Genomic DNA, 22,592 nt, shown 5'->3' with positions numbered 1-22,592 from the left:
CGGTCAGGCGAGGCCGAGGGTGGCGCGGGCCTGGCGGGCGACGGCCTCGTCGAGCAGCCTCCCGTCGGCGCCGACCGCGACCCCCGGTGACGCGTCCAGCCGAGCCAGGACGTCGCGGGCGGCGGCGACCTCCTCCGGGGTGGGCCGGCAGACCCGCTCGACCACCTCGACCTGCGCGGGGTGGATGCAGGCGCGGCCCCGGAAGCCGAGGGCGACCATCCGGCGGGTCTGCGCCTCGAAGGCGGCCAGGTCGCGGAACTCCGTGGACACCGCGGCCGGTGGCGGGGTGATCCCGGCCGCGGCCGAGGCCAGCACGACCGAGGACCGGGCCAGCAGCAGCTCGGCGCCGTCCGGGCCGGGGGTGACGCCCAGGTCGGCGGCCAGGTCGACCTCGCCGAGCTGCAGGCAGCGCACCCGCGGTCCGCCGGCCAGCGCCGGTGCGGCCAGCACCCCGGCGGCGCTCTCCACCAGCGGGCTCACCCCGATGCTGCACGGCGCCCGGCCGGTCGCGTCCTCGGCGGCGAGCAGCTGGTCGTGCACCCGCTCCAGCAGCGCCCGGGACGACGCCTTCGGCAGCACGACGCCGGTGAGCCGGGCGCCGCGGGCGACCGCGGCGACGTCGTCGGCACCCCGCTGCCCGGTGCCCACCCGCACCCAGACCTGCACGTCCGCGCGCGGGCCGGCCAGCCAGTCCACGACGGCGGCGCGGGCGTCGTCCTTGCCGGCCGGGGGGACGGCGTCCTCCAGGTCCAGGACGACGGCGCCGGCCCCGGTGGCCGCGGCCTTGGCGAACCGGCCGGGCCGGTCGCCGGGCACGTACAGCCAGGACCGCACCGTCACCCGACGACCGTCTTCCCCGCGACCAGGGACTTGGCGATGACGGTGCGCAGCACGTCGTTGGTGCCCTCGCCGATGGCCATCAGCGGGGCGTCGCGGTAGAGCCGCTCGACGACGAACTCGGTGGAGTAGCCGTAGCCGCCGTGGATGCGCATGGCCTCCAGCGACAGCGCCAGCGCGGTCTCCGAGGCGAAGACCTTGGCCATGCCGGACTCGGCGTCCACCCGCTGGCCGGCGTCGGCCCGGGAGGCGGCCCAGTAGGTGAGCAGCCTCGCTGCCTGCAGCTGGGTGGCCATCTCGGCGAGCTTGAGCGCGATGGCCTGGAACTCTGCGATGGGGTGGCCGAACGCCTCGCGCTCGCCGGCGTACTTCAGCGCCGCGTCGTAGGCGGCCTGCGCGACCCCGACTGACCGGCCGGCGATGTTGAGCCGGCCGATCTCCAGGCCGGACAGCGCCTGCTGCATGCCGCGGCCCTCGACCCCGCCGAGCACGGCGTCCACCGGCACCCGGACGTCGACCAGGGTGATCTCGCAGGACTCGGTGCCCTTGTAGCCGAGCTTGCCCAGGTCTCGGCTGACCTCGAAGCCGGGGGTGTCGGTGGGGACCAGCAGCAGGGACATGCCCCGGTGCCGGGGCTGCGCGTCGGGGTCGGTCTTGACCAGGACGGGCAGGACGTCGGCGTGCCGGGCGTTGGTGATCCAGGTCTTGGTGCCGTTGACGACGTAGGAGTCGCCGTCGCGCACGGCCCGGGTGGCGATGCCCTGCAGGTCGGTGCCGGCGCCGGGCTCGGTGAGGCCGACGCCGGTGCGCCACTCGCCGGTCGCGAGCCTGGGCAGGTAGTGCTGCTTCTGCTCCTCGGTGCCGTGCTTGGCGATCATCCAGGCGGAGAGGCCGTGGCTGCCGAGGATCCCGGCGATGCCCATCCAGCCGCGGCTGATCTCCTCGTAGACCAGCGTGAAGCTGACCATGTCCAGGGCCAGGCCGCCGTACTCCTCGGGCGTGGTGAGCCCGAACAGGCCGAGGGCCTTGAGGTGGTCGACGATCTCGGTCGGGTAGCGGCCGGTCCGCTCCCACTCCGAGGCCACCGGCACGATCTCGCGGTCGACGAAGCGGCGCAGCGTCCGCTGGAAGTCGCGCTGCTCCTCGTTGAGCGTGAAGTCCACGGGTCAGCTCCCCTGCTGTCCGAACGCGCCTGCGGCCTCGAGCTCGGCCACGCGCTCGGCCGAGTAGCCGAGCAGGTCGCGGGTGATGCGGTCCTGGTGCTCGTTGCGCAGCGGGGCCCGGCGGTGGTCGGTGCGCGGCTCGCCGAAGCGGACCGGGCTGCCCACCTGCTTCACCGTGCCCCAGTGCGGGTGCTCGGTCTCCAGCAGCAGGCCCCGGGCGGCGGCCTGCGGGTCGGCCAGGGCCTGGCCGACGTCGTTGATCGGGGACGACGGCACCCCGGCGGCGCGCAGCTGCACCATCCAGTGCTCCACGGTGTCGCTGAGGAACGCCTCCTTGAGCTGCGGCAGGAGGGCGTCGCGGTTGCGGTCGCGCAGGGCGAAGGTGGCGAACCGCCCGTCGTCCCCCAGGTCGGGCCGGCCGAGCACGGCGACCAGCCGCTGCCAGAACTTCTCCTTGGCGCAGCCGACGACCAGCCAGCCGTCGGAGGCGGCGAAGGCCTGGAAGGGCACCAGCGAGGGGTGCGCGGAGTCGACCGTGCGGGTGGGCTCGTAGCCCGCCGTCATCGCCCAGGTCGCCGGGTAGGTCAGCAGCGACAGCGCGGTGTCGTAGAGGGAGACGTCGCAGTCGCCGCCGACGCCGTCCCGCCGCGCGGCGTGCAGGCCGGCGAGCAGGCTGAGCGCGGCGACGAAGCCGCTGGAGAAGTCCACCAGCGACAGCCCGGTCTTGGTCGGCGGCCCGCCGGGGTCGCCGGTGAGGCTCATCCAGCCGGCGATGCCCTGCAGCACGTAGTCGTAGCCGGGCTCGGTCCGCCGGGGTCCGGTCATGCCGAAGCCGGTGAGGCTGCAGCAGACGATGGCCGGGTTGAGGTGGGCGAGGTCGGCGTACCGGATGCCGATCTTGGCCGGGACGTCGCCGCGCAGGTTGGACCAGACGGCGTCGCTGGTGCGCACCAGGTCCTCGAACACCGCGCGCCCGGCCGGGGTGGAGATGTCCAGCGAGAGGCTCTGCTTGTTGCGGTTGAAGGTCTCGTAGAACAGTGAGTCCTCGCCGTGCACGTAGGGCGGGACGTAGCGGCCGATGTCGCCGCCGGTGCGCGGGTCCTCGATCTTGATGACCTCGGCGCCCAGGTCGGCGAGGTGCACGCTGCCGAAAGGGCCGGCGCCGTACTGCTCGAGCGCGATGATCCGGACGTCCTCCAGCGGCCTCACTGCATCGGACCCGTCTTGGCCTCGGGGAAGTGGCCCTGGCCGATGCCGGACTCCCGCGTCGCGACCATGACCGAGCGCTTGAACGAGATGCACTCGTCGCCCTCGGCGTTCAGCCCGCGGGTGACCATCGAGACGATGCCGGCGTAGGGCCGGGACCTGCTGGCCCGCAGCGCGGTGCAGAGGCTCTCGGCGTAGAGGGTGTCGCCGACGTAGACCGGGTGGGTCAGCTTGACGTCGGTCATCTCGAGGTTGGCGACGGCGTTCTGGCTCATGTCCAGCACGGAGAGCCCCAGCACCAGCGCGATCGTCAGCCCGGAGTTGACGATGACCCGGCCCCCCGTGATCGGGTTCTGCGCGGCCAGGTGCGCGTTGACGTGCTGCTGGTTGGTGTTCATCGTCAGCATCGTCAGCCAGGTGTTGTCGGCCTCGGAGATCGTGCGGCCGAGCGGGTGCTGGTAGACGTCGCCGACGACGTAGTCCTCGAAGAACCGCCCCAGGACGGCGGGGTGCGTGGCCATGGATGTGCCTCCCTCGACAGCCGCACGCTAATTGTCTGATGATTAGCTGCGCAAGCCCCCGAGCCGTCTGGAGTGCTGGTGGACGACCACGTGAACGCGGTGATCCGGTGGGTGGACCGGCCCGGTGGCCCCGGCCCGCTCGCCGGGGTGCGGGTGGGCGTCAAGGACAACGTGGACGTCGCCGGCGGGCCCACGACGTGCGCGTCCGCGTTCTTCGCCGACCGGGTGCCCGACCACGACGCGGAGGTCGTGCGGCGGTTGTCGGACGCCGGCGCGCAGGTGGTGGCGACGCTGAACCTGAGCGAGTTCGCCGTCGGGGTGACCAACCAGAACTCCGCGGCCGGGCCGTGCCGCAACCCGTGGGACCTCTCCCGCATCCCGGGCGGGTCGAGCGGGGGGTCGGGAGCCGCGGTCGCGGCGGGCACCGTGGACCTGGCGCTGGGCACCGACACCGGCGGCTCGGTCCGGCTGCCGGCGTCGGCGTGCGGGGTGGTCGGGCTGCGGCCCACGCACGGCTCGGTCCCGCTGGACGGCGTCTTCCCGGTCTGCGACGACGTGGACACCGTGGGACCGCTCGCGCGCACCGTCTCCCTGGTGGCCCGCGCGCAGCGGGTGCTCACCGGGTCCTCGGCGGGCCTCCCGGAGCCGGCCGCCCCGCGGCGGATCGGCATCCCGGTGCAGCTGCTGACCGACGTCGACCCGGGCGTGCAGGCGGTGGTGGACGCGGCGGTGGCGGTGTTCGGCGCCGAGGTCGTGCCGGTGGAGGTCGAGGGCCTGCTCGACGCGCAGGACATCGTCTACACGCTGGTCTACGCCGACCTGGCCCGCATCCACGCCGACCGGCTCGCGTCGGCACCGGAGCGGTTCCACCCCGACAGCCTGGTGCGGATCGGCCTGGGCCGGGACATCACCGCCGCCCAGCGGGCCTCCGCCGTGGAGGCGCGGCGCGCACTGCAGTCCCGCATCTCGGCAGCGCTGGACGGCGTGGACCTGCTGCTCACGCCGACGCTGCCGGTCGACGTCCCCCGCGCCGACCCCGACGACGTGCTGCGGGTGTCCCGGCGGCTGGGGTCGCTGACCTACCCGTGGTCCCTGCACGCCGGCCCGACGCTGGCGCTGCCGGTCGGCTTCCACCCGGCGACGGGGATGCCGGTCGGCGTCCAGCTCACCGCCCCGGAGGACGCCGAGGACGTCCTGTTCGCCGCCGGCCTCTGGTACCAGCAGCAGACGGACTGGCACACCCGCCGCCCGCCGTCCGCCTGACGCGTCCCCGCGGGAACGCCTGCGGGCCGGGGTCAGGAGGCGGCGCTGCGGCCGTGACCGCCGCCCAGCCCGGGCTCGGCACCCAGGTCGGCGTAGAGGGAGTGCACCGCGTCGATGGCAGCACCGATCGCCCCGGAGAACGCGCCGAGCTCCGCGGGCACGAGCCGGGGCGCGACCTGCAGCGTCGCGCCGAGCGTGGCCTGGTAGCGGTCCAGGTCGCCCGCCAGGGAGTCCGCGATGCCCCCACCGAGGACGACGACCTCCGGCTCGCTGGCCACCGCGACGGCGGTCAGCACGATCTGCAGCGCGTGGTCGAACTGGGTGCGCAGAGGTGAGAGGCGGTGCTCCTCGGCGAAGAGGTCCTGCGGGCGGGCGAGCGGGACCCCGGCCTCCTCCGCACGCCGCAGGATCCCCGGGCCGGTGACCATGTGCTCGAGCCGGGTGCCCATGGGGCCCGCGGGGAGCTGGCCGAACTCCCCGATCAGCCCGTGCCGGCCGTGCAGGATGCGGCCGTCGATGGCCAGCGCGGCGCCGAGGCCGGCCCCGATGGTGACCATCGCGGCGTCCCCGGCATGGGCGGCGGCGCCGCGACGCTGCTCGCCGAGCAGGGCGTAGTTGACATCGTTGTCGACCCGGACGCCGACCCCGCCGGCCCGGCGCAGGCCGGTGACGAAGCCGGGGTCCATCACCTGGGGCAGGTTGGGGGCGTTCGAGACCGCCCCGGACTCGGCGACGGCCCCGGGGAGGCCGACCGACACCGCAGCCAGCCCGGCGCCGAGGTCGGCCGACCGGTCGGTGAGCATCCCGGCCAGCCAGTCGGCCAGGTCCGCCGCCGGCAGGTCGCTGCGGGTGGGCTGCTCCCACCGCCGCAGCTCCGAACCGGCGAAGTCGACCAGCACGACCCGGGTGGCGCTGGCACCGAGGTCGACGCCGGCCACGACGCTGCGCTCGCCGACGAGGTCCAGGGCGACCGCGCGGCGGCCGCGGTTGGCGGACACGACCTCGGACACCTCGCGGACGACGCCGTCGGCCACCAGGACCTCCACGGCGCGGGAGATGGTCGCGGCCGACAGCCCGGTGCGCTGCGCGATGGCCGTGCGGGTGGTCGGCCGGTGCAGGAGCAGGTCCGAGAGCACGGCCCCGCGGTTGGCCTCACGCAGGTCGGTCATGGCTCCCCTCCACTCGTTGTGAGAGCAAAAGTAACCGGGCCGGACCGCATCACCTAGCTGCACCCGCCCGCAACGTGATCGTTACAACATCCGTCCTTGACTTTGATTGCGAGCGGAAAGCAAACTCCGCACCACCACCCAGCACACCCCCCCGAGAGGTCACCCATGCAGCTCACCCGTTCCCGGCGGCTGCGGCCCCTGGCCGCCGCGCTCGTCGGCACGACCCTGGCCCTGAGCGCCTGCTCCAGCGGCGACGACACCCCGTCCTCGTCGGGCGACGCCGCGCCGGCCAGCGAGCCGAGCCTGGAGTTCCAGGGCCCCAACGGGGAGCAGCCCGGGGACCTCGACGAGCTGACCCTGACCGACGAGGAGGAGGCCACTGTCCGCGACGGCTCCTACACCGCCGCCTTCGTCTGGCACACCTCCTCGGAGTTCGTCTCCGCCGTCGAGGACGGCGCCCGGCAGGAGTTCGAGGACCTGGGCATCGACGTGGTGGCCAGCACGCAGGCCGACTTCGACGCCGCGACCCAGGCCAACAACGTGCAGAGCGTGCTGGCCCTGGACCCCGACATCATCGTGACCATCGCGGTCGACCCGACCTCGGCCGCGGCGGCCTTCCAGCCCGCCGTCGACGCCGGCAAGACCCTGGTCGTGATGACGACGCCGCCGGCCGGCTACACCGCCGGCGACCAGTTCGTCTCGATCGTCACCGAGTCGCTGACCGAGGCGGGCCGGGCCAACGCGGAGATCCTCGGCGACGCCCTGGGCGGCAGCGGCCAGGTCGGCTACATCTACCACGACGCGGACTTCTGGTTCACCAACCAGCGCGACGAGGCCTTCCGCAACTGGCTGGGCTACGAGTACCCCGACATGCAGATCGTGGCCGAGGAGGGCTTCGCCGACGAGGCGCGGACCGAGGAGGTCGCGGCCGCGATGATCGCCCGCAACCCCGACATCACCGGCATCTACGTCTCCTGGGCCACCGCCGCCCAGGGCGTCGTCTCCGCCCTGCGCAACGCCGGCCGCTCCGACGTCAAGGTCGTCACCAACGACCTGGACGCCACCCTCGCCGCGGACATGGTCGACGGCGGCAACGTCGTCGGGCTGGTGGGCAACGGCTCGATCGACATCGGTCGCGGGCTGGCCCTGGCCGCCGCCTACGGCGTGCTGGACAAGCAGGCCCCGGCCCTGGTGGCCTCGCCGCCGGTCAAGGTGACCACCGACAACCTCGAGGACGCCTGGCGCGAGGACTACGGCACCGACCTGCCCAGCAGCGTCAACTGATCGCCGGTGGGGGCGGCCCCGGGCCGCCCCCACCCCCACAGGCAGGGATCCCATGCCCCACGTACAGACCGTCCTCGGCCCGGTGCCGGCCGACGAGCTCGGCCGCGTCATGCCGCACGAGCACCTGCTCTCCCTCTCCCCCGGTCCCTGGACCGCCGCCGACGCCCCGCTGGGCGACCCCGTCGAGCTCGCCGTGCACGCCCTGCGCGGCCTCCCCGACCGCGGCTTCGGCACCGTCGTCGACCTCTCCCCCTACGGCGTGGTCGGCCGCGACGCCGACGGCGAGAACGTGGCCCTCCTGGCCGAGGTCTCCCGGCGCAGCGGCCTGCACGTCATCAGCGGCACCGCGCTCTACCTCGAGTCCTGGGCCCCTGCCTGGGCCCGCGAGGCCTCCGTCGAGCAGCTGACCGACCGGCTGGTCACCGACCTCACCACCGGCATCGGCGGCTCCGGCATCCGCGCCGGCGTCCTCGGCGAGCAGGCGACCGGCCTCGGTGAGATGTCCGCCTTCGAGGAGCGCGCCCTCCGCGCCTCGGCCCGCGCCGCGCTGCGCACCGGCACCGCGCTGATGACCCACACCACGCACGGCACCCTGGCCATCGACCAGGTCGAGCTGCTCGTGGCCGAGGGCCTGGACCCCGCCCGCGTCGTCGTCGGGCACCTGGACACCCAGCTCGACCCCGACCTGCCCCGCCGGGTCCTCGCCACCGGCGCGTGCGTCGCCGTGGACACCATCGGCAAGCAGGAGTGGGAGTTCTTCCTCGGCCCGCCGCAGCGCGGCCGCGCCGACGGCGAGTTCGCCAAGCGGTGCTTCCACCGCTCCGACGCCGGCCGCGCCGACCTCGTCGCCGGGCTGGTCGCCGAGGGGTTCGGCGACCGCGTGGTGCTCGCCCAGGACCTCACCGGCGCCGAGGCGTGGATGAACGCCGACACCCACGGCACCACCGGCTACCGCTACCTCGCCGACGTCTTCGTGCCCATGCTCACCGACCGCGGCGTCACCGACGAGCAGGTCGAGCAGCTGCTCCGGCACACCCCCGCGCGGCTGCTGGCGGCCGCCGCGTGAGCGCCGGCTACGTGGTCGGCGTCGACCTCGGGGGCACGAAGATCCACGCCGGCATCTCCGGCCCGGACGGCGACCTGCTCGCCGAGACGCGGGTGGCCACCCACGGCGACCTCGCCGGCCGCATCCTCGAGGTCGAGCACGCCCTGGTCCGCGAGGTGGGCGTACCGCTGTCCGCCGTCGAGGTGACCGCCGTCGGCGGGGCGGGCGCGGCCGAGGACGACGGGTTCGACCTCCACCCGAACCTCGACCTCCCGACGGGCGCGTCCTTCGGCCCCGACCTGGCGCGCCACCTCGGCCACCCCGTCGTGCTGGAGAACGACGTCAACGTCGCCGCGCTCGGCGAGCTGCACCACGGGGTGGGCACCCGGCACGACTCCTTCGTGGTCGTCGCCTCCGGCACGGGCATCGGCATGGGCGTCGTGGTCGACCGCCGGTTGGTGCGCGGCGCGCGGGGCGCCGCCGGTGAGATCGGCTTCCTGCCGCTGGGCACCGACCCCTTCGACCCCGCCCACCACCGGCGGGGCCCGCTCGAGGAGGCCGTGGCCGGCGACGTCCTGGCCGCCCGGGTGCCCCCGCGGGCCCACGACGGCCGCAGCTGGACGACGACGGAGATCTTCGACGCCGTGGCGACCGACCCGGCCGCCGCCCACGCCGTCGCCGAGCACGCGCACTGGCTGGCCCTCGCGCTGGTCGCCGTCCGCGCGGTCCTGGACCCGGAGGTCGTCGTGCTGACCGGCGGCATCGGGTCCCGGGCCGAGCTGCTCCCCCCGCTGCGGCGCACCCTCGACGAGCTCGGCGCCGCCGACCTCGCCGTCCGGGCCAGCACCCTCGGCCCACAGGCCCCGGTCCTCGGGGCCATCCACCTCGCCCGCGCCCACGCCCCCGGACCCGCCCTGGAAGGAACCCGATGAGCACCACCGACACCGACACCCGCGAGGGCACGAGCCGGCGGCTACCGGCGGTCGACTGGCGCGCGAGCGTCGTCTACATCGGCTTCCTGCTGACCTTCCTGTTCTTCGCGGTCACCCAGGCGCAGTACTTCCTGACGCCGACCAACCTGACGAACGTGGTCATCCAGGCCGCGCCGATCGCGATCATGGCCGTCGGGGCCGTGTTCGTGCTGAGCACCGGGGAGATCGACCTCTCCATCGGGTCCACCGTCGCGCTGGCCTCCCTCGGTGCCGCGCTGGTGCTGGAGTCCACCGGCAACTGGCTGCTGGGGGCTGCCGCCGGTCTCGCGGTGGGCGCGGCGGTCGGCGCGGTCAACGGGGTCTTCGTGACCTACGTCCGGCTGCCGTCGTTCCTGGTCACGCTCGCCTCGATGGGCCTGGTCACCGGCATCGCCCGGCAGCTCACCGACCTGCAGTCGGTGCCGGTCACCGTCGACGCGTTCGTGTGGATCTTCGGCGGCGGTGACCTGCTCGGGATCCCCACCATCATCTGGTGGACGGTCGTGGTGACGGTCGTCGGCGCGCACCTGCTGCGGCAGCGCCGGTTCGGTGCGCACGTGCTCGCGGTCGGCAACAACACCTCGGCCGCCCGCGTCAGCGGCGTGCGGGTGGACCGGGTGCGGATGTGGGTGTTCGTGGTCAGCGGCATGACGGCCGCGATGGCCGCGCTGCTGTACTCCGGCCGGCTGCAGGGCGCGCGCTACACCCTCGGCGAGAGCGACCTGCTCTCGGTGCTCGCCGCGGTCATCGTGGGGGGCACCGCGCTGACCGGTGGCAAGGGCTCGATGGTCGGCGCCCTGATCGGCTCGCTGCTCATCAGCATGATCAACAACGGCCTGATCCTGGCCGGGCTCAACGTGTCCCAGCAGATGATCGTCCGCGGGATCATCATCCTGCTGGCGGTCTCCCTGTCCCTCCGCGGCAAGAAGCAGGGCTGACCCGTGTTCCTCCCCCTCCTCCGCCGGCGTGCCGTCCCGCTGCTGCGCGCCGCCCACGCCTTCCACCGGGCCGGCGTGCTGCCGCCCAACACCTACGTGCTGGACCTCGACGCGGTCGAGCGCAACGCGGCGGCGGTGACCGCCGAGGCGCAGCGCCTGGGCCTGACCCCGTTCGCGATGACCAAGCAGATCGGGCGGAACCCCGACGCCTCGCGGGCAATCGCCGCCGGCGGCATCGCCCAGGCCGTCGGGGTCGACCTCGAGTGCGCCGTGGCCGCAGCGGCCGGCGGGCTGGGCATCGGCCACCTGGGCCACCTGGTGCAGATCCCGCGGCACTCGGCCGACGACGCCGCCGCCCTGCAGCCCTCGTACTGGACGGTCTTCTCCGAGGCCAAGGCCCGGGAGGCCGCCGCCGCGGCGGAGCGCGCCGGCCGGGTGCAGGACCTGCTCATCCGGGTCGCCGCACCCGGCGACCGCTTCTACCGGGGTCACGAGGGCGGCGTCGCCCCCGAGGACGTCGTGGCGCTGGCCGCCCTGGTCGACGACCTGCCCGGTGCCCGGTTCGCCGGGGTCACCAGCTTCCCGGCCACCCTGTTCGACGCGGCGTCGGGCACGGCGCGCTCGACCCCGAACCTCGGCACCCTGACCCGGGTCAAGCAGGCACTGCTGGCAGCCGGCCGCACCGACGTCGAGCTCAACGCCCCCGGGACCACGTCGGTGTCGGTGCTGCAGACGCTGGCCGAGGCCGGCGCCACGCAGGTCGAGCCCGGCCACGGGCTGACCGGCACCACCCCGCTGCACGCGGTGCAGGACCTGGTCGAGGACCCGGCGATCGTCTACCTCTCGGAGGTCTCGCACACCTGGAGCGGCGACGCCTACGTCTTCGGGGGCGGGCTCTACGTCGACCCGGTCCTCGGCGACGTGCCGACCCGGGCCCTCGTGCTCGGCGACGACGTGGACGTCGAGGACGCCGCCGAGCTGGACGTCGACATGCCGGCCGCCTCCGCCATCGACTACTACGCGATCGTGCCCGGTGCAGCCGACCGGGCCCGCCCCGGCGACACCGTGCTGTTCGGCTTCCGTCCGCAGGTGTTCGTCACCCGGGCGCTCACCGCGGGCATCCGCGGCCTGTCCACCGGCCGGCCCGAGGTGGCGGGCATCTGGGCGGCCGACGGGTCCGCCCCCCTCACCGTCACCGCAGCCCTGGGAACCGGAAGGCCGTCATGACCACCACGACCGCAGCACCTCTCCGCCTCGAGGGCGTCAGCAAGCACTTCGGCGGCGTGACCGCCATCCAGCGCTTCGACCTGGAGGTCGCCCCGGGCGAGATCGTCGCCCTCGTCGGCGACAACGGGGCCGGCAAGTCCACGCTGGTCAAGATCATCTCGGGGCTGTACCAGCCCAGCGAGGGCACCATCGAGATCAACGGCGAGCAGGTCACCTTCCGCGACGCCGCCGACGCCCGCGCCAAGGGGGTGGAGGTGGTCTACCAGGACCTCGCCCTGGTGGACCTGCAGCCGGTCTACATGAACCTCTTCCTCGGCCGCGAACTGCGCCGCGGACCGCTGCGGGTGCTCGACCGCAAGGAGATGGCCCGGCAGACCCAGCAGCTGGTCGAGGACCTCGACGTCCGCATCCCGTCGGCCCGGGCCCTGCTCGGTGACCTCTCGGGCGGGCAGCGGCAGGGCATCGCCATCGCGCGGGCGACCCACTGGGCGTCGGGCCTGGTGCTCATGGACGAGCCCACCGCCGCCCTCGGCGTCGCCGAGACGGCCAAGGTGGAGGAGGTCATCCTCAAGCTCAAGAGCCGCGGTGCGGCGGTGCTCATCGTGTCGCACAACCTGGACCAGGTCTTCCGCATCGCCGACCGGGTGACCGTGCTGCGCCGCGGCACCCAGGTGGGCACCCGGCCCACCGCCGGGACCGACAAGAACGAGGTCATCGGCATGATCACCGGGCTGTCGTCGTGACGGCCGTGCTGCCCGGCGGTCTGCTGCGCCGGGAGATCGAGGAGCAGCCCGCGGTCTGGGCGCGACTGGTCGACGAGGGCGCCGCCGACCTGCAGGCCGCCGCCGACCTGCTGCGGGACGTCGACCCCGAGCTGGTCGTGCTGGCCGCGCGGGGCACCAGCGACCACGCCGCCACCTACGCGCAGTACCTGGTGCACGCCCGGCTCGGCATCCCCGCGATGCTGGCGACGCCGAGTGCGTTCACCGCCTACCGGGCGCAGCTGCGCTACCCGCGCGCCGTGCTGGTCGCGGTGTCGCAGTCCGGCGAGTCCCCGGACCTGATCGAGACGGTGCGGGCGGCGAAGGCGGCCGGCGTCACCGTCCTGTCGATCACCAACACCCCGGGCAGCACCGTCGCCCGGCTCGGCGACCTGCACCTGGACCTGGGCTGCGGTCCGGAGCTGTCGGTGGCGGCGACCAAGACCTACACGGCGAGCCTGCTGGCCCTGCACGCGGTGGTCTCCCTCGCCGCCGGCGACCCCTGGGACGCCGTCCGGGCCCGGGTCGGCGGCGCGGTGACGGCCGCCGAGGAGGTGCTGCGGGCGGACCTGCCGGGCGGTCCGGTGGTCGACGCCGCCCTGGCCACCGACCGGATGCTGGTGGTCGGGCGGGGCCTGTCGATGTCCAGCGCCCGCGAGGGCGCCCTCAAGCTCATGGAGACCAACCGGGTGGCCGCCTCGGGGTGGAGCGCGGCCGACGCCACCCACGGCCCGCTGGGCCAGGTCGGGCCGGGGACGCTGGTCCTCCTGCTGACCGCCGGCTCCGCGGCCCGGGCCTCGGTCACCGACTTCGGGACGCGGGCCGCCGACCTGGGGGCGACCGTGGTGACGGTGGGACCGCCCGCCGGTCTCTCCCCCGCCCACGAGGTGCCCCTGCCCCCGCACGTCGACGAGACCCTGCTGCCGCTGCTGGAGATCCTGCCGTTCCAGCTCCTGGCCCACGCCGCCGCGTTGGGCCGGGGCCTGGACCCCGACACCCCGGAGGGCCTGGCCAAGGTCACCCGCACCCACTGACGCTGCCGCCGCGCCTCCCCGTCGCCGTCCCCCGGACTCACCGGGGACGTCGGTAACCCCGCACGGCGGGCTCGGAGGCGTCCGCGTCGTGGTGACGCACCGCGACGTCCAGACCGCGGGCGTCGAACTGCTCCTGCAAGTCGTGCGCGGGCGTCCAGCCCTCGTCGATCCAAGCCGCCGGCATCTCGTGCAGGCCGTACCGCCCCTTCCAAGCCCGCAGCCGGCCGGTCAGGCCGGGGCTGATGCCGAGCACCTTCGGGGCCAGGGTGTAGCTGTTGCACCAGGGGTCTCGCCCGGGCGACCGGTTCCACAGGTACACGTCCCCGTGGTCGGCCATGACGACCACGACGGACGGCGGCGGCCAGGGCTGCGTCCAGCCGAGCCAGGCGCCCGGGTCGGGCCACGGGTCCGTGGGCTCGTCAGGAGGCTCGGGTTCGCGCCCGAACCGCTCCCGGTACTGCTCGGCGCTCAATCAGACGTGCCGGCCGCCTTTGAGGTCATCGACGTCCTCACCGCCCATGGAACCGGCCTGGTGAAGCGGCTTACCCCTTTCCGCGGAAACGCCCTCAGCGCCCCATAACCCAAGCTGGTGCTCCACTCAGAATTGGACGACCACTCACCTTGAGCACGATCGCGATGCGGGGCACAAAGCCCGGGGAGGATGGGTGCCGCGACCGAGCCGCCGAGCCGCAACGGGGCGTCGCGCAAGGCCGAGCTGCCGGACGCGACGCTGCGGATCATCGCCCGCGACGGCCTAGCCGGGTTGTCGATGCGCGGGCTGGCCGCCGAGGCCGGGGCGCAACTTGCTGTAGTGAGCTGGTACGTCACCGGCAAGGACAAGCTGGTGAAGGCCGCGTTCGCCCGCCACTCGGAGATCGAGGGCGCACGATTGCATGCGTGATCGCCCGCCTAGCCTCGGGGACGCTCGTCGAGATGGCTGACGCCGTCGCCAACTACATGATCGAGGGATGCTCGGCGTGCGGGAAGCAGTTGATCACCGACTAAGAGCTGATGGTCAAGTCGGCATGGCGACCGGCGCTGCAGGAGTCGGCGGCGGGGTGGCTGCGCAGCTTGCGAGCGCAGATGGTCGAGGTCATGACCACATCGGGGTCAGCCGACTCGGAGATTGACGCGCGCCTGCCGCTCGCCATCATCTCCGGCGTGGACGTGGACAGCCTGGGCGATATCGACGGGCCTCGGCGCGGGCTGGCCCGCACAGCGCTCGGGCGACTGTTCCACAGGCCGAGCCCGAAGGTCTCAAAGTAGGAACCGCCAACTGGAGCGCAGATGCGCCCCCTCCCCCGGCTGGTTGTTAATGGCCAACTTGCGAAAGTCGCCCCGACCCGGCGCCCCGCTACTCGCGCAGACCCACATGGCGCACTGGCATCTCGCAGAGTCGCAAGCCAGAATGGGTACCCGGCCAGCACAGTTCAAGGGGCGCTATGCGTATCACCAAGTTAAAAACAGAGAACATCGGCGGACTCCATGACGCCCTACTGGAGTTCCCAAATGGCCGATTGACCGCCGTCGCCGGAGCGAACGGCACGGGCAAGAGCCGCCTTCTAGCTTGCCTCATGTCGTTGTGGACCGGATCCATCCCCAGCCCGGCCGACCGTCGACATGCGTCCACTGTCACCCTAGAAGTGCAGTTCTCAGAAGAAGAGTTAGATGCGATCGTTCAGTACGACAGACAAAGCGGCTGGAACCAGGGCCGCCCGCCCGCGACAGTCGAAATCGTGAAGACTTACTACGGTGAATCGGGTGTCTTGAACCTGGGCCCACAGGAACACCTTGCAACGTTTTACGCATTTCAACAGCAGCAGATACTTAGCCGCTTCCCGTCGCTCAATGCCATCTATTTGCCAGCCGAGCGGTCGCTGGTCCCAACCGGTCCAGGGCCTATCGACTTGAACCAACTCGCAGACGACCGAGCTCAGAGCGCCCTGGCGAACGCACGCTCGTCAGCTGTCGGGATGGGGCAACTCAGTGACTCTGAGTTCGAATCTTACGCACGTGCCTTATGCGTCGCTGCCAGCCTCCCGAACGACGAAGACGGTGGCCCAGATGGCGGCGAAGCTGACGCATGGGCGCGTTTTCGTGCAGCGGTCGATCAATTGATATACCCGAAGGCCCTAGGCTCACTTACTCGACAAAATCCAACCGACCTTCGCATCGAAATTCCCGGCGGGTCTAGCCACGGGGTCGGCGATCTTTCAAGCGGCGAACGGCAAGCACTCATAATCATTAGCCGAGTGTTCCGCGCTTCAAGCGGATACTCCTTGATGGTCATTGACGAGCCGGATGTCCACCTCCATCCGGCCCTAAGCAGCCGGTTGGTCAGTGCGCTTGATCTCGGCATGCAAGAAGGCGGACAACTCATTATGGCCACTCACAGCCCCGCAATATTGGACGGTATCCCCCCGGAGTCAATCATCCGTCTTACCCACTCAGGCCCGGCGTCCACAATTAGCACCGAATCGGACCGGCTCGAACTGTATCGTTCCGCCGGTTTTCGAGCCAGCGCCCTCACCCAGAGTTCGATGCTCCTGGTTGTTGAGGGGGATTTCGATTCACTAGTCCTCCCCAAACTCATTCCCGCCCTCGGCGCAGCATTTATCCGCAATTCCGGCGGTAGAGATCCTGTACTCAAGACGGTCAGCGCACTGGCGGATTTGGAAATGCCAATCCTGGGTGTTATAGACGCTGATGTTGGAGCTTCGCCAGTTCCCACAGCAATCAGCAGCATGGTCCACTCGTGGGATGCCGCCGATCTCGAGGGAGTCCTTCTCTCCGACGACGAATTCCTTCAGGCCGCAATTGATGGTGCTTTGATTAAGCCACCGTTTGCCACGGTGCCTGCCCTTAAGGCCGAACTCGATCGTCTCCTTAAAGATCACGCGGATGAATCCGTAATCGAGGTGGCCGTTCGACAGTTGCGCGAAAAGACCAGTGTGTTGTGGCCGTCACCCCGCGGGGATCAGGCTCGATCTCGCCTCGATGCCATGGCAGGGACCCTTCCTCAGCTGGACCCCGCCGACATCTCGGAGGCGCTCTCGGCTGCGAGCCAAGAATTGGCATCATCCCCCTCGCTTTGGCCTATGGTCAGAGGGAAGTGGATAGCAAGCGACTTCGTCCGCAACGTGTCCAACTTCAAAAACTCCGAGGCGTTCTTTCTCGCTGTCATAGCTCGGCAGCCAGTGTTAGCGGCGCTAAATACGCTCTCGAGCAAGGTTCAACAGTTACTTGACGAGCAGACAAAGTAGGCCCGGTGACGGTTTCGACGATAAAACGATTCAATTGATGATTGCTCTTGTTGTATTTTCTCTGGGGGGGTGGATCACCGAGAGGTATAAACTTTTGCGTGACATTGCTGAGCGACCTTACGCATTCAGCGACGAGAGAGCTAGGGACTCTCGAACGAGATTGAGGACGGAGTGGACTTCTTACTGGCCAGGATCTCGTGCGGCGACACCAGCGGCTCGACGCAACGGCTGGGTGGACGACGAGCAGCAACTCACAATTGGATAAGCTGGCGAAATTCGTTCAGCCGGGCTGGCGCTTCAATCTATGAGTAGCGAACCCCGTACGCTTGTTATTTCCTTCTCCTGGACCTCCACTATCGGAGCACCAAGAAAATTTGCTTACCGGTGAGCATACGTCCGTGGCCGAAGTGATCGAGAAGCCGAAAAGGCACGCTAACTCCGGCTGAGGCGGTCCATCTGCTGGTAGGCGCCGGTCAGGTGGTCCAGGTGCCGGCGCATGGCGGCGACGGCACCCTCGGCGTCGCGGGCGGCGACCAGGTCGTGCAGCTCCGCGTGGTCGTCGGCGACGCAGGCCCAGAACCCGTCGGGTGCGTGGTCGCGGCCGAAGCGGGTGGCCAGCACCCGGAACAGCGGCGCGGTGATGACCTCCAGCAGCGGGTTGCCCGTGGCCCGCAGCAGCACGAGGTGGAAGTCCTGGTTCGCCGCGTAGGTCGCGTCGCCGGACTCCACGGAGGGGTCGAACTCGGCCCGCCGCAGGTCGTCGAGCTGCTCGTCGGTGCGGTTCCGGGCGGCCTCGCCGGCGGCGGGCACCTCCAGCAGGTGCCGCAGCGACATCAGCTGACCGACCGTCACCCGCTCGGCGGCGGCCATCAGCGCCACCCCGGTCTCCAGGTGCGCCGACAGGTGGGCCGCGGTCGGCACGCTGACGAAGCTGCCGCCGGACACCCCGCGGGTGGTCTGGATCAGGTCCTGCGACGCCAGCGACCGCAGCGCCTCGCGCACCGTGGACCGGCCGACCCCGAACTCGGCCGACAGCTCCTGCTCGTTGGGAAGCCGCTCGCCCGGCACGAGCTCGCCGGACAGGATGCGGGCGCGGATGCTGCCCGCCAGCACGGCGTACGCGGGGCCGGTCACGCTGCGCAGTCTGCCAGCGGCAGCGGTTCACACGGTGTTGACACCGGGGGCGTTGACGGCGCCAATCGTCTGACCCTTTGATGGGGCCGTGCCCGTCACCCCCCGCATCGCCGTCGTCTTCTACTCCGCCACCGGCAACCTGGCCGCGATGGCCGACGCGATCGGGAGGGGCGCCGAGGAGGCCGGTGCCGAGGTCCGGCTGCGGATCGTCCCCGAGCTCGCCCCCGCAGAGGCCATCGCGGCCAACCCGAAATGGCAGGCCTTCGTCGACGAGGCGAGGTACCAGACCGCCACCCTCGACGACCTCGAGTGGGCCAACGGCATCGCGCTGGGCAGCCCCACCCGCTTCGGCCTGCCCTCGGGCCAGCTCAAGGAGTTCCTCGACACCACCGGCGGCCTGTGGTTCCAGGGGAAGCTCGCGGACAAGGTCGGCACCGCCTTCACCAGCGCCAGCACCGGCCACGGCGGCCTGGAGTCGACGATCCTGGCGATGAACAACGTGCTCTACCACTGGGGCTCGCTCGTGCTGCCCCTCGGCTACGGCGAGCGGCACCTGATGAAGGAGTCGGGCAACCCCTACGGCGGCTCGTTCGTCTCCCGCTCCGGCGCCGTCCCCGACGACGTGTCCCTGGAGGCCTGCCGGCTGCAGGGCGTCCGCCTCGCCCGGTTCGCCGGCGCCGTGGCCACCGCGGTCGAGGGATGACCGCCGAGGCCGTCCGGGTCGGCGTCGGCCGGCTGGACACCACCGAGCGCCCCGGCCTGGTCCTGGTCGACTGCCAGAAGCTGTTCACCCTCGACCCCGCGGTCGACGAGGCGGCCCTGGCCTGCGGTCGGGCGGCCGCGGCGGCCCGGGAGGCCGGCGTCCCCGTCGTCTGGCTGCGGGTGGTCTTCGACGAGGGCGAGGACCTCGGCCCGGTGTGGACGGCGAAGGCCCCTGCGCTCACCCAGCTGCGCCCGGGCGCGGACCTGGCGGAGCTCGACCCCCGCGTCGGCTACGTCGAGGGCGAGCCCGTGGTCACCAAGAAGCGCGCCTCGGGCTTCGTGCGCACCGACCTGGACGACCTGCTGCACGACCTGGACGTGCACACCCTCGCCGTCGCCGGGTTCACCACCGCCGGCTGCGTGCGGGCCACCGTCGTCGACGCCGCCTCCCTGGACTACGCCCCCGTCGTCCTGGCCGACGCGGTGGCCGACCGGTCCACGGCGATCCACGACGCCGCGCTGGTCGATCTGGACGCCCGGTACGCCGACGTCGTGCCCGACGGGGCGGCCTGGTTCCGCGCGCTGGGGTCTTCCCCCGCCTAAACGTCTGACATATGGTCGCGATCACAGGAGGGAGCCCCATGAGCATCGCCCGACAGGTCGCCGACGTCGTCGCCCGCACCACCTGGGACGACGTCCCCCCACCCGTGCTGGACCGCGCCCGCCACCTCGTGCTCGACGCCGTGGGGCTGGCCTTCGCCTCGTCCGCGCACCCGTTCGCCGACGTCGCCGCCGACGCGCTCGCCACCTTCGGCACCGGCGACGTCCCCGTGCTGGGGTCCAAGACCCGGCTGTCCGCGCGGGACGCCGCCGTGCTCAACGGCGTGCTCGTGCACGGGCTGGACTTCGACGACACCCACATCGGCGCCGTCACCCACGTCTCCGCCGCGGCCCTGCCCGCCGCCATCAGCGCGGCGGTCGCGGCCGACGCCTCCACCCGCGACCTGCTGCTGGGCTACCTGCTCGGCGTCGAGGTGTCCGCCCGGGTGGGCCTGGCCGGGGCCGGCGCCTTCCACGACCTGGGCTTCCACCCCACCGCGGTGGCCGGGGCGTTCGGGTCCGCCGTGGCCGCGGGCAAGATCGCCGGCCTGGACGCCGACCAGCTCGTCGCCGCGCAGGGCGTGGTCGGGTCGATGGCCGCCGGGCTGCTGGAGTTCCTCGAGGACGGCTCGTGGACCAAGCGGCTGCACCCGGGCTGGGCCGCGCAGTCCGGCATCACCGCCGCCACCTTCGCGAAGGCCGGCTGGAGCGGGCCGGAGGCGGTCTACGAGGGCCGGTTCGGCCTGTTCGCCAGCCACCTGTCCGGCCGCGACACCCACCCCGAGCTGGTCGCCGACGGCCTCGGGCAGCGGTGGGAGACCCCGGAGACGGCGGTCAAGCCCTTCCCGGTCTGCCACTTCGCGCACGCCTTCGCCGACGCCGTCCTGCTGCTGCGCGCCGAGCACGGCCTCACCGCCGCCGACGTGGCCTCGGTCCGGTGCGCCATCCACCCGGTGCCGGGCAAGGTGGTCTGCGAGCCCGCCGCGGCCAAGTGGGCACCGCGCGACGAGTACGACGCGAAGTTCTCGCTGCCCTACATCGTCTCCACCGCGCTGGCCCGGGACCGGTTCACCCTGGCCGAGCTGTCCGAGGAGGCCCTGCGCGACCCGGAGGTGCTCGCCCTGGCCCGGAAGGTCGAGGTCGTCCCCGACTACGAGAGCGCCTTCCCGGCTGCCTACTCCGGCTGGGTGCAGGTCACCACCACCGACGGCCGGGTGCTCGCCCACCGCGAGCAGGTCAACCGCGGCCACGCCGACCGGCCGCTCACCGACGCCGACGTCGTCGCCAAGTACCGGGAGTCGATGGCCCCGGTCGCCGACGACGCCACCACCGAGCGGGTGCTCGCCGCCGTCCTGTCCCTCGGGGACGGCGGCTCCGCCCGCGACTTCGCCGAGGCCTGCGCCGCCGGCTGACCCCCAGACCCCGGCAGCGACGCCGGAACACCCCCTTGCAGACCAGAGGAGCAGGCATGGACTTCGGCGTCTTCATCCCGATCGGGAACAACGGCTGGCTGATCAGCGAGAACGCACCCCAGTACATGCCGAGCTTCGAGCTCAACAAGCGCATCGTGCAGGAGGCCGAGGCGCAGGACTTCGCCTTCGCGCTGTCGATGATCAAGCTGCGCGGGTTCGGCGGGAAGACCGAGTTCTGGGACCACAACCTGGAGTCGTTCACCCTGATGGCCGGCCTGGCCGCCGTCACCGAGAAGATCAAGCTCTACGCGTCGACCGCCGTCCTCACCCTGCCCCCGGCCCTGGTGGCCCGGATGGCCACCACCATCGACTCGATCGCCCCGGGCCGGTTCGGGGTCAACATCGTGTCCGGCTGGGCGTCGGGCGAGTACTCGCAGATGGGCCTGTGGCCCGGCGACGACTACTTCGGCTACCGCTACGACTACTCCACCGAGTACGTGCAGGTGCTGCGCGACCTCTGGGAGAAGGGCACCTGCGACCTGGACGGGCAGTACTTCCAGATGACCGACTGCAAGCTGTCCCCGCAGCCCAGCGCGCACATCGACATCGTCTGCGCCGGGCAGAGCGAGCGCGGCATGCGCTTCTGCGCCGAGCACGGCGACTACAACTTCATCCTCTCCCCGGGCATCAACACCCCCGAGACCTACCGGGAGCCCACCGAGAAGCTGGCCGCCGCCGCGGCGACGACCGGCCGGGACGTCGGCTCGCTGCCGCTGTTCATGGCGATCATCGCCGACACCGACGAGGAGGCCCAGGCCAAGTGGAAGAGCTACCACGACGGCGCTGACCTCGCGGCGCTGGGCTACATGAGCGACGAGGGCTCGCGCGACACCACGGCCGACGACGGCGGCACCGCGCGGACGATCAACCTCCCCGAGGGCGCGGTCAACTTCAACATGGCCACCCTCGTCGGCTCCCCGGAGACGGTCGCCCGGCAGATCGACGAGGTGGCCAAGATGCCGGGGGTGAAGGGGATGATGTTCACCTTCGACGACTTCGAGCAGGGCGTGAAGACCTTCGGCGAGAAGGTCAAGCCGCTGCTCGGCTGATCGCCGGCGGGGCCCGCACCCGGGCCCCGCCGGTCCGCCCGTGAGAGGACAGCTGTGAGCTCGTTCGTCGCCCCCCGCCCGAACCCGCGTGCCCGCCTCCGGGAGCTGCTGGCCGCCGCGCAGGAGTCCCGTCGTCCGCTGGTGGCCCCCGGCGCCTACGACGCGCTCGGCGCCCGGCTCGTGCAGCAGGCCGGCTTCGACGTCGTCTACATGACCGGCTTCGGGACGTCGGCCTCGCTGCTCGGCCGCCCCGACATCGGGCTGCTGGGCGGTGCCGAGATGACCGACAACGCCCGGCGGATGGCGCAGGCGGTCGAGGTCCCGCTGATCGCCGACGCCGACACCGGCTACGGCAACGCGCTCAACGTCGTCCGCACCGTGCGGGAGTACGAGCAGGCCGGCGTCGCCGGGCTGCAGCTGGAGGACCAGATCTCGCCCAAGCGCTGCGGGCACATGACCGGCAAGGCCGTGGTGGACGTCGAGGAGGCGGTGGCCAAGGTCCGCGCCGCCGTCGCCGCGCGCACCGACCCCGACCTGGTGGTCATCGCCCGCACCGACGTCGCGCAGGTGGAGGGCACCCGCGCGGCGATCGACCGGGCGCTGCGGTTCGCCGACGCCGGCGCCGACGTCCTGTTCGTCGAGGCCCCCCGCACCGCCGAGGACGTCGAGCTGGTCGCCACCCAGCTGAAGGGCCACCACCTGCTGTTCAACTGGGTGGAGGGCGGTGCGACCGAGGGCCTGACCATGGACACGGTCGCCGAGCTCGGTTTCTCGCTGGTGCTCTTCCCGATCAGCACGCTGCTGGCCGCCACCCAGGCCATGCAGACCGCGCTGTCGACGCTCAAGCGGACCTCGTCCACCGAGGGCTCCCCGATGGGCGACTTCGGCGGGTTCCTGGAGACCATCGGCCTGCCCGGGATCCGGGAGGACGAGGCCCGCTTCGCGGTCTGACC

General features: G+C 72.1%; 23 protein-coding genes. 16 read left to right on the top strand and 7 right to left on the bottom strand.

The annotated features are described in order from the left end of the window. Window positions 1-3: 3 nt before the first annotated feature. The 4 genes from BLT39_RS05415 to BLT39_RS05400 are packed head-to-tail and all read right to left on the bottom strand — an operon-like array spanning window position 4 to window position 3,727. The gene (locus BLT39_RS05415; protein WP_091060132.1) at window positions 4-840 is read right to left on the bottom strand and encodes an HpcH/HpaI aldolase/citrate lyase family protein; all 837 of its coding nucleotides are present in this window, start codon (window positions 838-840) and stop codon (window positions 4-6) included. Next, window positions 837-2,000: an acyl-CoA dehydrogenase family protein gene (locus BLT39_RS05410; protein WP_091060128.1), complete on the bottom strand. Its 1,164-nt coding sequence runs from the start codon at window positions 1,998-2,000 to the stop codon at window positions 837-839. The genes BLT39_RS05415 and BLT39_RS05410 overlap by 4 nt, the downstream gene beginning before the upstream one ends. Window positions 2,001-2,003: 3 nt before the next feature. Further along, complete coding sequence (locus tag BLT39_RS05405; protein WP_091060125.1) at window positions 2,004-3,209, bottom strand: CaiB/BaiF CoA transferase family protein; 1,206 nt, start codon at window positions 3,207-3,209, stop codon at window positions 2,004-2,006. After that, window positions 3,206-3,727: a MaoC family dehydratase gene (locus BLT39_RS05400; RefSeq protein WP_091060121.1), complete on the bottom strand. Its 522-nt coding sequence runs from the start codon at window positions 3,725-3,727 to the stop codon at window positions 3,206-3,208. Before BLT39_RS05400 ends, BLT39_RS05405 begins: the two co-directional genes overlap by 4 nt. 78 nt (window positions 3,728-3,805) lie before the next feature. Here BLT39_RS05400 and BLT39_RS05395 point away from each other — a divergent pair, with 78 nt between their 5' ends. Continuing rightward, a complete protein-coding gene (locus BLT39_RS05395) occupies window positions 3,806-4,990 on the top strand; it encodes an amidase (protein ID WP_242658178.1) in 1,185 nt (394 codons plus the stop codon). Between the two features lie 32 nt (window positions 4,991-5,022). Here the strand turns inward: BLT39_RS05395 and BLT39_RS05390 are convergent, their stop codons facing one another. Next, complete coding sequence (locus BLT39_RS05390) at window positions 5,023-6,159, bottom strand: ROK family transcriptional regulator (protein ID WP_091060118.1); 1,137 nt, start codon at window positions 6,157-6,159, stop codon at window positions 5,023-5,025. Between the two features lie 165 nt (window positions 6,160-6,324). Between BLT39_RS05390 and BLT39_RS05385 the strand changes: the two genes are divergently transcribed. The 7 genes from BLT39_RS05385 to BLT39_RS05355 are packed head-to-tail and all read left to right on the top strand — an operon-like array spanning window position 6,325 to window position 13,419. Next, window positions 6,325-7,443, top strand: a complete 1,119-nt coding sequence (locus BLT39_RS05385) for a substrate-binding domain-containing protein (protein WP_091060114.1) — start codon at window positions 6,325-6,327, stop codon at window positions 7,441-7,443. 52 nt (window positions 7,444-7,495) lie between these two features. Continuing rightward, complete coding sequence (locus BLT39_RS05380) at window positions 7,496-8,509, top strand: phosphotriesterase family protein (RefSeq protein ID WP_091060109.1); 1,014 nt, start codon at window positions 7,496-7,498, stop codon at window positions 8,507-8,509. Then, entirely contained in the window at window positions 8,506-9,420 is a 915-nt protein-coding gene (locus BLT39_RS05375) for an ROK family protein (protein WP_091060106.1), read from the top strand. The genes BLT39_RS05380 and BLT39_RS05375 overlap by 4 nt, the downstream gene beginning before the upstream one ends. Then, entirely contained in the window at window positions 9,417-10,397 is a 981-nt protein-coding gene (locus tag BLT39_RS05370; protein ID WP_091060102.1) for an ABC transporter permease, read from the top strand. Before BLT39_RS05375 ends, BLT39_RS05370 begins: the two co-directional genes overlap by 4 nt. A 3-nt stretch (window positions 10,398-10,400) precedes the next feature. Then, on the top strand, window positions 10,401-11,624 hold the full coding sequence (locus BLT39_RS05365) for an alanine racemase (protein ID WP_091060099.1): 1,224 nt from the start codon (window positions 10,401-10,403) through the stop codon (window positions 11,622-11,624). Further along, window positions 11,621-12,367 carry an ATP-binding cassette domain-containing protein gene (locus tag BLT39_RS05360; RefSeq protein ID WP_091060096.1) on the top strand — a complete coding sequence of 249 codons (747 nt, stop codon included), beginning with the start codon at window positions 11,621-11,623 and terminating at the stop codon, window positions 12,365-12,367. The genes BLT39_RS05365 and BLT39_RS05360 overlap by 4 nt, the downstream gene beginning before the upstream one ends. Then, complete coding sequence (locus tag BLT39_RS05355; RefSeq protein WP_091060093.1) at window positions 12,364-13,419, top strand: SIS domain-containing protein; 1,056 nt, start codon at window positions 12,364-12,366, stop codon at window positions 13,417-13,419. The genes BLT39_RS05360 and BLT39_RS05355 overlap by 4 nt, the downstream gene beginning before the upstream one ends. 37 nt (window positions 13,420-13,456) lie before the next feature. Here the strand turns inward: BLT39_RS05355 and BLT39_RS05350 are convergent, their stop codons facing one another. Beyond that, window positions 13,457-13,891 carry a hypothetical protein gene (locus BLT39_RS05350; protein WP_091060089.1) on the bottom strand — a complete coding sequence of 145 codons (435 nt, stop codon included), beginning with the start codon at window positions 13,889-13,891 and terminating at the stop codon, window positions 13,457-13,459. Between the two features lie 189 nt (window positions 13,892-14,080). Between BLT39_RS05350 and BLT39_RS05345 the strand changes: the two genes are divergently transcribed. The 3 genes from BLT39_RS05345 (at window position 14,081) to BLT39_RS05335 (ending at window position 16,682) form a co-directional block, all read left to right on the top strand. Next, window positions 14,081-14,320 carry a TetR family transcriptional regulator gene (locus BLT39_RS05345; RefSeq protein WP_091060085.1) on the top strand — a complete coding sequence of 80 codons (240 nt, stop codon included), beginning with the start codon at window positions 14,081-14,083 and terminating at the stop codon, window positions 14,318-14,320. A gap of 110 nt (window positions 14,321-14,430) precedes the next feature. Continuing rightward, entirely contained in the window at window positions 14,431-14,685 is a 255-nt protein-coding gene (locus BLT39_RS05340) for an ABC-F family ATP-binding cassette domain-containing protein (protein WP_091060081.1), read from the top strand. Window positions 14,686-14,861: 176 nt separating this feature from the next. Further along, entirely contained in the window at window positions 14,862-16,682 is a 1,821-nt protein-coding gene (locus BLT39_RS05335; RefSeq protein ID WP_091060078.1) for an ATP-binding protein, read from the top strand. 432 nt (window positions 16,683-17,114) lie between these two features. Here the strand turns inward: BLT39_RS05335 and BLT39_RS05330 are convergent, their stop codons facing one another. After that, entirely contained in the window at window positions 17,115-17,816 is a 702-nt protein-coding gene (locus tag BLT39_RS05330) for a FadR/GntR family transcriptional regulator (protein ID WP_091060074.1), read from the bottom strand. 88 nt (window positions 17,817-17,904) lie between these two features. Between BLT39_RS05330 and wrbA the strand changes: the two genes are divergently transcribed. Genes wrbA through BLT39_RS05305 form a run of 5 tightly spaced genes read left to right on the top strand, consistent with a single transcriptional unit; the run spans window position 17,905 to window position 22,590 of the window. Next, complete coding sequence (wrbA, locus tag BLT39_RS05325; RefSeq protein WP_091060071.1) at window positions 17,905-18,519, top strand: NAD(P)H:quinone oxidoreductase; 615 nt, start codon at window positions 17,905-17,907, stop codon at window positions 18,517-18,519. Further along, a complete protein-coding gene (locus BLT39_RS05320; RefSeq protein ID WP_091060068.1) occupies window positions 18,516-19,121 on the top strand; it encodes an isochorismatase family protein in 606 nt (201 codons plus the stop codon). Before wrbA ends, BLT39_RS05320 begins: the two co-directional genes overlap by 4 nt. A gap of 38 nt (window positions 19,122-19,159) precedes the next feature. Then, window positions 19,160-20,530 (top strand): MmgE/PrpD family protein, encoded by a 1,371-nt coding sequence (locus BLT39_RS05315; protein ID WP_091060066.1) that lies wholly within the window; start codon window positions 19,160-19,162, stop codon window positions 20,528-20,530. Window positions 20,531-20,586: 56 nt separating this feature from the next. Then, complete coding sequence (rutA, locus tag BLT39_RS05310) at window positions 20,587-21,639, top strand: pyrimidine utilization protein A (RefSeq protein WP_091060063.1); 1,053 nt, start codon at window positions 20,587-20,589, stop codon at window positions 21,637-21,639. A gap of 54 nt (window positions 21,640-21,693) precedes the next feature. Continuing rightward, complete coding sequence (locus tag BLT39_RS05305; RefSeq protein WP_091060059.1) at window positions 21,694-22,590, top strand: isocitrate lyase/PEP mutase family protein; 897 nt, start codon at window positions 21,694-21,696, stop codon at window positions 22,588-22,590. The last annotated feature ends 2 nt before the right edge of the window (window positions 22,591-22,592 follow it).

This window comes from Klenkia brasiliensis (assembly GCF_900100695.1).
Lineage (GTDB): Bacteria > Actinomycetota > Actinomycetes > Mycobacteriales > Geodermatophilaceae > Klenkia > Klenkia brasiliensis.
Note: the sequence above shows the minus strand (reverse complement) of the source record. Positions and strands in the feature narration are given on the sequence as shown.